The organism is Nocardia africana NBRC 100379, assembly GCF_001612635.1.
GTDB lineage: Bacteria > Actinomycetota > Actinomycetes > Mycobacteriales > Mycobacteriaceae > Nocardia > Nocardia africana.
This window is the reverse complement of sequence record NZ_BDAV01000016.1, coordinates 86359-94590: the sequence shown is the minus strand read 5'-3', so window position 1 is coordinate 94590 and position 8232 is coordinate 86359. Positions and strand designations below refer to the sequence as shown.

The following is an 8232-nucleotide window of genomic DNA, read 5'->3' as shown; positions in this document are numbered from 1 at the left end:
GTTCTGGTACTGGCGGGCGCGGTGCTGGGGGCCGCGCCCGCCGGTGCGCAACCCGAACCGGTCGCCGCGGACGGGTCGGCCGTCACCGGCAGCTGGCGGCTCGATCCGCGTACCGAACAGTTGCGGGTGCATTCGGCGGCGATGAACACCGACATCATGGTGAAGGTGCAGGTGCCCGCCGACGACCAGGCACCGGCGCCGGTGCTGTATCTGCTCAACGGCGGTGGGGGAGGCCAGGATTCGGCGACGTGGGAGCGAAATACCGATGTCGCGGGCTTTCTGTCCGGGAAGCAGACCTATGTGGTGCAGCCGGTCGGGGGCCGCTGGAGCTACTACACCGATTGGCGCGCACCGGATCCGAAACTCGGTGTGTACAAATGGAAGACGTTCCTCACCGCGGAACTGCCGCCGCTGATCGACGGGCGCTACCGCACCACCGGCGCCAATGCGCTGGCCGGGTTGTCGACCTCGGGGACCTCGGTGCTGCAGTTGCCGATCGCCGCTCCGGGACTGTATCGCTCGGTGGCCGCGTATTCGGGATGTGCGCAGATCAGTGATCCGATCGGCCGCGAATTCGTCAAAATGGCGGTGCAGACCTGGGGCGGCGGCGATGTGGGGAACATGTACGGCCCCGACGACGATCCGATGTGGGCGGCCAACGACCCGTACGTGCACGCCGACGGGCTGCGGGGACTGAATCTGTTCATCTCCACCGGCACCGGTGTGCCCGGTATGTACGACGTGTACGGCGGCGACCATATGCAGCCCGGGCCGCGCGGATATCTGGATCAGCTCGTGATCGGCGGCGTGATCGAGGCCGCGGTGAACTGGTGTACACACAACATGTCGACTCGTCTGGGGGAGTTGGGAATTCCGGCGACCTTCGACTTCGAACCCACGGGCACACATTCGTGGGGCTACTGGCAGGACGCGCTGAAGCGCTCCTGGCCGGTCCTCGCCGCGGGACTCGGCATCGCGCCGTGAACCGGCTCGTCACGGCCGTGACGGTGGCCACCGCGACCGGACACGGTCGGGTGCAGCGGATCACACCGGCCGGTACGGTGGCCCGGCAGTCGTAGACTGTGCACGAACGAAACGACGATGGGACGGTCGCAACGAATGATTCGGGCAGGTGAGCAGGTGACCGGCGGGGTCCTGCGGTGACGGCGGCGGCCACCGAGACCGCCTCCGGACCGGGCGCGGGGGCGACTCCACCGCAGCCGGTACCGGCGCTGGAGAAATTCGGATTCGCGGAGTTCCGGCGTACCGCCGCGATCGGCACGACGATCGGCAGCCGGGTGACGCGGCGGGTGTTGCGTGAAGGTCTGCGCCCGGCCAAGCGGCGACGCGCGATGGCCGACGGCACGGTCGACGGTTTCGAGGCGCTGGGCCCGATGTTCGTCAAACTCGGCCAGCTCATAGCCTCGTCGCCGGCCGCGTTCCCGGACGAACTCGCCGACGCGTGCCTGCGCTGCCTCGACGATGTGCCGCCGTTTGCGGCCACCGACGCCCGTGCGGTGATCGAGGCCGATCTCGGCGCCCCCATCGACCGGCTGTTCCGCGAATTCGACGACGAACCGCTCTCGGCCGCGTCGGTGGCTCAGGTGCACGCCTGCGTTCTCGCCGACGGCCGGCCGGCCGTGCTGAAGGTGCAGCGCCCCGACATCGCCCGCCGCATGATCGTCGATCTGCGTGCCGCCTACCGGCTGGCCGGGATGCTGACCAAACGCTCGGAGAACGCCCGCATCGCCAATGCCGAAGGCGTGGTCCGTGATCTGTACGACACCACCGTCGCCGAGCTGGACTTCCGCAACGAGGCCCGCAACCAGGCGCAGGCGAGGGCCGATCTGGCCGCCTTCGGCGACAACACCGGTGTGGTCGTCCCCGAGGTGTACTGGGAGTACTGCGGCCCGCGCGTGCTCTGCATGGAGCGGATGCGCGGTATGCCCCTCGACCGCTTCGACGACATCCGCGCCGCCCACCCCGACCCCGAGCTGTTGATTCGCCGCCTGGTCAAGGCATGGGTGGAAAGTGTTGTGGTGCACGGCCTTTTCCACGGCGACGTACATGCCGGAAACCTTTGGCTGCTCGACGACGGCCGGGCCGCCATGCTCGACTTCGGCATCGTCGGCACCATGACGCCGCAGTGGCGCGCCTTCGTGCGCGCGCTGTTCCACGCCAGCGCCATCGACGGTGACTTCCGCCCGGTCGCGCGGGCGCTGCGGGAACTGGATCTGCTCGACGGCGACGACGGTGACGACGCCACCATCGGCCGCCAGCTGGCGACTGCGCTGGCGCCGGTGCTGTCGGGCAAGCTGGCGAAGCTGGATATGGGCAAGGTCGCGGCCCGGCTGGTGGAATTCGGCAAACGCCGGGGCGCCTCGGGCCCGCAGCAGTTGCTGCTGATGGGCAAACAGCTCGGCTACTTCGAACGTTATGCGGTCGCACTGGCCCCGGGCTGGCGGCTCGGTCAGGATCTGTACCTGTTCCGCAACATCTTCCCCGAGGAGGTGGCCGCCAAGGTCGCCGCCGAGGGAATCGAACTGCCCGCCGACTGAGCTCACCGGCGGGGTCGGCACCACCAGAAGGAGTGCGAGATGTCGCCGGACCCGATGCCCGCGGTATTTCTTGGCCACGGCAATCCGATGAACGCGCTCGACCGCAACCGGTACACCGAGGCGTGGGCGGCGGTCGGGCGTGCCGCGCCGCGCCCGCGCGCGATTCTGGTGATTTCGGCCCACTGGTACACCAACGCCACCGCGGTCACCGCGATGCCGCGCCCGCGGACCATCCACGACTTCTACGGGTTTCCGGACGAGCTGTTCGCGGTCGAATATCCGGCGCCGGGCCTGCCGGAGCTGGCCGAACAGGTCGCCGATGTGGCCCATCCGCAGTGGGTGGGCTGCGATACCGACAGCTGGGGGCTCGACCACGGCACCTGGTCGGTGCTGGTGCACGCGTTTCCGGACGCCTCGATTCCGGTGGTGCAGTTGTCGCTCAACGCCTTCGAACCGCTGGACTACCACCTCGAACTCGGCCGCAAGCTCGCTCCGCTGCGCTCGGACGGTGTGCTGATCGTCGGCAGCGGCAATATCGTGCACAATCTGCGCGCGGTCGATTTCCGGCAGCCGGATGCCGGGTACGACTGGGCGGTGCGCTTCGACGAGGCGGCCCGTGAGGTGCTGATGCGATCACCCACCGAGGCCGCCGCTCTCGACGCGCATCCCGATTTCGCGGCGGCCGTTCCGACCCCGGATCACTACCTGCCGCTGCTGTACATCGCGGGGCTGGCCGATACCGAACCGCTGGTGCCGATCGTCGAGGGGCATTGCGCCGGTTCGATTTCCATGGCCGCCTACCAACTCGGCGGTACCTGTCCACCGCAGCCGGCGGGAAGGGGCGCGCCGGGGTTGCCGGACGGAGTTCCGGCCCTCGACAGCAATATGTGACCGCGGCGGAGTCGTTCACTGCCGGCGTTCGCCGAGGAGCAGGGCGACGATGGCCAGCGCGGTGTCGATGCGTGGTCGATCGCCGCCGAGCAGGGGTGCGTAGAGGTGCGCGTCGCAGATGCGGACGATGGCCTCGGCCAGGACATCGGCGGCCAGGGGGAGTGTCAGATGTCCCTGACGCTGTTCGTCGTCCAGCAGTTCGGCGACCATGCGCGCCGACGTCGATTCGATTCGGCCCGGAAGCAGCGCCAGCCGGATGAACAGTGCCGGTTCTCGGCTGGTGAGGATGCGTAGCGGCTCGGACTCGGCGACCGCGTTCATCACCCGTTCGAGGGTGTCGAGAACGAGCGCCGCCCCGGATCCCGTGGCGGTGGTGAAGACCTTGCGGTAGGTGCGTTCGGTGGCTTCGGCCAGCACGGTCGCGATGAGGTCGTCCCGGTTGCCGACGTGCCGGTACAGCGTCGCGCGCCCGATGCCCAGGTCACGGGCGAGCACCGACATGTCGAGTTGTTCACCCGCCAGGTAGAGCTTCGTCGCCGCGTCGACGGCGCGCCGTCCCTCGGAAGTAGCGATCATGCCCACCATCTCCTCATACCGAGGCACGCCGTGCCGACCCGGCGCACCCGGCGTCTGCTGTGGCGAGCGGGTTGACGAATCCGGGAGGCTGAGACACACTTGCGCAGTGTCTCACACTGGATGGCGTGGATCACATTGTTCCGGCAATCTTCATAGCCGTCCGGCTCATCGTCGATACCCCGAGGAATCCGATGTCTACCGTTGAAACCGTCCGTGGCCCCCTCGACACCGCCGCCCTGGGCAGGGTGCTGATGCACGAGCACGTTTTCGTGCTCGGCGAGGAGATGCGGCAGAACTATCCCGACTATCCGAATCGGTGGGACGAGGACGCGCGGGTCGCGGACGCCGTCGCGAAGTTGCGGGAATGCGCCGCACGTGGGATCGACACGATCGTCGACCCGACGGTGATCGGGCTCGGTCGCTACATTCCGCGGATCCAGCGGATCAATGAGCAGGTCGACATCAATATCATCGTGGCGACCGGCCTCTACACGTACAACGAGGTACCGTTCCAGTTCCACTACACCGGCCCCGGCCTGCTGTTCGACGTGGCCGAGCCGTTGGTCGAACTGTTCGTCAAGGACATCCGCGAAGGGATCGCCGATACCGGCGTGAAGGCCGGATTCCTCAAGTGCGCGATCGAGGAACAGGGCCTGACGCCCGGAGTCGAGCGGGTGATGCGTGCCGTCGGACAGGCGCACGTGGAGACCGGGGCGCCGATCACGGTGCACACGAACGTCCACAACCAGTCCGGCCTGATCGCGCAGAAGGTGCTCGCGGAGGAGGGGGTGGATCTGAGCAAGGTCGTCATCGGGCACTCGGGCGACAGCACCGACCTGGACTATCTGTGCGCACTCGCCGACGCCGGCTCCTACCTCGGCATGGACCGATTCGGACTCGACGTCCTGCTGTCGTTCGAGGAACGCGTGGACACCGTGGTGCGGCTGGTCGAGCGCGGTTACGCCGAGAAGATGGTCCTCGCCCACGACGCGGCGTGCTTCATCGACTGGTTCTCCGAGGAGGGCAAGGCCGCCGCGGTGCCGAACTGGAACTTCACCCATATCAGCGACGACGTGCTGCCGGCGTTGCGGGCGCGTGGCGTCACCGACGAGCAGATCGACACCATGCTCGTCCACAACCCGCGGCGCTATTTCGGTGCCTGAGTTCCGCTTCTGCGCGGGCCGTGATGTGTTGCGCGGCCGGCGAAGTGGTGGGAACGCGGCCGATCGAGGAGAAGCACTGATGACAACCGAACCCGCGGTGATCGAGATTTCGCGCCGCGACAATCCCTTTCCGCGAACCGGGGTCGCCGAGCGCGACGGTGTCGCGCACTACACCGGTCTCCCGGCGACACTGCTGGATATGCTGCACGCCCACGTGGAGGCGCGGCCCGGCAGTGAAGCGGTCGTCGAACTCGGAGCGGATCGCCTGACCTATCGGCAGCTGTGGGAGCGTGCCGCCCGGGTCGCCGGCGGTCTGCGAGCGGCGGGACTGGAACGCGGAGACCGTGTCGCGGTGCGCTATCCGGCCGGCGTCGACTGGGTGCTCGCCTTCTGGGGCACGGTGATGGCGGGCGGAATCGTCGTCGCGGTCAACATCCGCTCGGCCGGGCCGGAGGTCGACTTCGTGCTGGCGGATTCGGGCGCACGCATCGACCTCGCACCCGGCGTAGCGCTTCCCGACGGCGAACCGGTTGTGGCGCAGGATCTTTCGGCTGCCGATATCGCGGCGATCTTCTACACCTCGGGCACCACCGGCCACCCCAAAGGCGTGCCCACCACGCACGAGGCGTTCGTGACCAATGCCGAGAACATGGTGCGCTGCATCGGGTTGCCCCGCGATATCGGCGAGGGTATGCGGACGCTGATCTCGGTTCCGCTGTTCCACGTGACCGGCTGCAACTCCCAGCTGCTGACCGCCGCCCATCTCGGTGGCACCGCGGTGATCATGCCGGCGCTCGGTGTTCCCGAGTTGATCGCCGCCCTACCGGCGGAACGGATTTCGTTCCTGGTGACGGTGCCGGCGGTTTACGCGCTGATGGTGCGGCACCCCGACTTCGCCGGTGCCGACACCGCCACGGTGCGGTGGGTGGGCTACGGCGGCGCGCCGATCGCACCCTCGCTGGTGCTGTCGTTGAAGGACGCGTTCCCCAACGCCCAGGTCTTCAACGGATACGGCATGACCGAGACCGCGTCGCTGATGACGGTGCTGCCCGACGCGGACGCCGTCGAGCATGCCGATTCGGTCGGTTACGCGGTGCCGTCCGTCCAGCTCGGCATCGCCCCGCTCGGTGACGAGCCCGGCGTCGGCGAACTGGTCGTGCGCGGAGCGAATGTCACCGGCGGATATTGGCATCGCCCCGACGCCGACGCCGCCACGATCGTCGACGGCTGGCTGCACACCGGCGATGTGGTCCGCGTCGACGATGCCGGTCGGGTGCACATCATCGACCGGATCAAGGACATCATCAACCGCGGCGGGGAGAACGTCTCCAGCGTCGAGGTCGAAGCGGTCCTGCTCGCGGCGCCGGGTGTCGCCGACGCCGCCGTACTCGCCGTGCCGGATGCGGTTATGGGGGAGAAGGTCGGCGCGGTCGTGGTCTCCGATCCCGGCGGCATCGACATCCCGACCGTGATCGAGCACTGCCGGGAACGGCTGGCCGATTTCAAGGTGCCACAGTATGTGACCGTGGTGGGCGAGCCGTTGCCCCGCAACGCGGGCGGCAAACTGCTCAAAGCCGCGCTGCGGGAACGGACGACGTGGGGTGAGCCTCTGCGGTGAGAACCGCACCGCTGCCTGCCTGGTGGCCGGCCGTTTCGGGCCGGTGTGGCGGGGGTACTGCCGCCTCATGGGTTTCGAATCGGCGACTGTCGTGGACTTTCCGCAGGCCGACGTCTTCGAATGGTTCACCCGGCCCGGTGCCCTGACCAGGTTGGCGCCGCCGTGGCAACCGGTGCGGGTGGTCCGCGAGGCGGGGTCGCTGAAGGACGGGCGCGCCGAACTGGCACTGCCGGGCAACCTGCGCTGGGTGGCCCGGCACGATCCGGTCGCCTATGATCCGCCGCACCGTTTCGCCGACGAACTCGTCGCCGAGGGCCCGGCCTCAGCCTTCGCGCATGTGGTGCAGTGGCGCCACACCCACGGCTTCGAAGCCGTCGACGCGGGGCGCACCCGGATCGTCGACGACGTGGATACACCCGTGCCCGCCGCGCTGCTGCGCCCGATGTTCGAATACCGGCACCGGCAGCTGGCCGGTGATCTGGCGGCCCACGCCCACGCCGCCGAGAACGGCCTGCGGTCGTCGACCATCGCGATCACCGGCGCCTCGGGACTGGTCGGGACCGCACTGACCGCATTTCTGCGGACCGGCGGGCACCGCGTGATCCGGCTGGTGCGCGGGCCCGCGCGCGAACGCGACGAGCGGCAGTGGGATCCGTCCGCACCCGCCGCCGATCTGCTGGACGGGGTCGACGCGCTGATCCATCTGGCCGGGGCGCCGATCGCGGGCCGGTTCACCGACGAGCACAAACGTCGCGTGCGCGACAGCCGCGTGGAGCCCACGCGCGCGCTCGCGGAGCTGGCCGCGCGAACCGGATTGCCTGCCTTCGTCGCGGCTTCGGCGATCGGCTACTACGGCTACGACCGCGGCGATCGGCTGCTCACCGAGGACAGTCCGGCCGGGGACGGATTTCTGGCCGAGGTGGTCTCGGCCTGGGAGGACGCCGATCGGCCCGCCCGCGAGGCCGGGGTGCGGGTGGTGCGGGTGCGGACCGGTTTGGTGCAGTCGCCGGCCGGCGGGTTGCTGCGCTTGCTGCGGCCGCTGTTCAGTGCCGGACTGGGCGGACCGATCGCCGGTGGGCGGCAATGGATGTCGTGGATCGGCATCGACGACATGATCGACATCTACCACCGAGCGCTGTGGGATACCGCCCTGTCGGGACCGGTGAACGCGGTGGCGCCGCATCCGGTCCGCAACGCCGACTACACCCGCACGCTGGCCCGCGTCCTCCGACGACCGGCGATCCTGCCGGTGCCGCAGGCCGGTCCGGCGCTGCTGCTGGGCGGGCAGGGCGCGCGGGAGATGGCCGCGGCGAGTCAGCGGGTGGAACCGGCCCGGCTGCTGGCCACCGGCCATCACTTCCGCACCGACCGACTCGAACCGGCGCTGCGGCATGTGCTCGGCCGGCTCGAGGCGCCGGGGGAGTAG

The 8232-nt window shown here is 69.0% G+C and carries 7 protein-coding genes; 6 read left to right on the top strand and 1 reads right to left on the bottom strand.

Annotated features, from left to right (window positions below; translation table 11 throughout):
* Nucleotides 1-3 precede the first annotated feature (3 nt).
* The 3 genes from NA3_RS28390 to ygiD all read left to right on the top strand — a co-directional run bounded on the left by NA3_RS28390 (nt 4) and on the right by ygiD (nt 3449).
* The gene (locus tag NA3_RS28390; RefSeq protein WP_084491944.1) at nt 4-984 is read left to right on the top strand and encodes an alpha/beta hydrolase; all 981 of its coding nucleotides are present in this window, start codon (nt 4-6) and stop codon (nt 982-984) included.
* Between the two features lie 176 nt (nt 985-1160).
* Nucleotides 1161-2558, top strand: a complete 1398-nt coding sequence (locus tag NA3_RS28385; RefSeq protein ID WP_084491939.1) for an ABC1 kinase family protein — start codon at nt 1161-1163, stop codon at nt 2556-2558.
* A gap of 54 nt (nt 2559-2612) precedes the next feature.
* Nucleotides 2613-3449, top strand: coding sequence for a 4,5-DOPA-extradiol-dioxygenase (gene ygiD, locus NA3_RS28380; RefSeq protein WP_084491943.1), 837 nt, complete (start codon nt 2613-2615; stop codon nt 3447-3449).
* Between the two features lie 15 nt (nt 3450-3464).
* On the opposite strand, the gene NA3_RS28375 is transcribed toward ygiD, so the two are convergent.
* Nucleotides 3465-4025 carry a QsdR family transcriptional regulator gene (locus NA3_RS28375; protein WP_062966785.1) on the bottom strand — a complete coding sequence of 187 codons (561 nt, stop codon included), beginning with the start codon at nt 4023-4025 and terminating at the stop codon, nt 3465-3467.
* A 191-nt stretch (nt 4026-4216) separates the two neighbouring features.
* On the opposite strand from NA3_RS28375, the gene NA3_RS28370 reads away from it, so the two are divergent.
* The 3 genes from NA3_RS28370 (at nt 4217) to NA3_RS28360 (ending at nt 8232) form a co-directional block, all read left to right on the top strand.
* The gene (locus NA3_RS28370; RefSeq protein WP_062966739.1) at nt 4217-5188 is read left to right on the top strand and encodes a phosphotriesterase family protein; all 972 of its coding nucleotides are present in this window, start codon (nt 4217-4219) and stop codon (nt 5186-5188) included.
* Nucleotides 5189-5285: 97 nt separating this feature from the next.
* Nucleotides 5286-6806: a class I adenylate-forming enzyme family protein gene (locus NA3_RS28365; protein WP_062966783.1), complete on the top strand. Its 1521-nt coding sequence runs from the start codon at nt 5286-5288 to the stop codon at nt 6804-6806.
* Nucleotides 6807-6873: 67 nt separating this feature from the next.
* Complete coding sequence (locus tag NA3_RS28360; protein ID WP_062966781.1) at nt 6874-8232, top strand: TIGR01777 family oxidoreductase; 1359 nt, start codon at nt 6874-6876, stop codon at nt 8230-8232.

Coding starts and splice junctions, on each gene's coding strand:
- ygiD (WP_084491943.1), top strand. CDS start 2,613: ATGCCCGCGGTATTTCTTGGCCACGGCAATCCGATGAACGCGCTCGAC.
- NA3_RS28375 (WP_062966785.1), bottom strand. CDS start 4,025: ATGATCGCTACTTCCGAGGGACGGCGCGCCGTCGACGCGGCGACGAAG.
- NA3_RS28370 (WP_062966739.1), top strand. CDS start 4,217: ATGTCTACCGTTGAAACCGTCCGTGGCCCCCTCGACACCGCCGCCCTG.
- NA3_RS28360 (WP_062966781.1), top strand. CDS start 6,874: ATGGGTTTCGAATCGGCGACTGTCGTGGACTTTCCGCAGGCCGACGTC.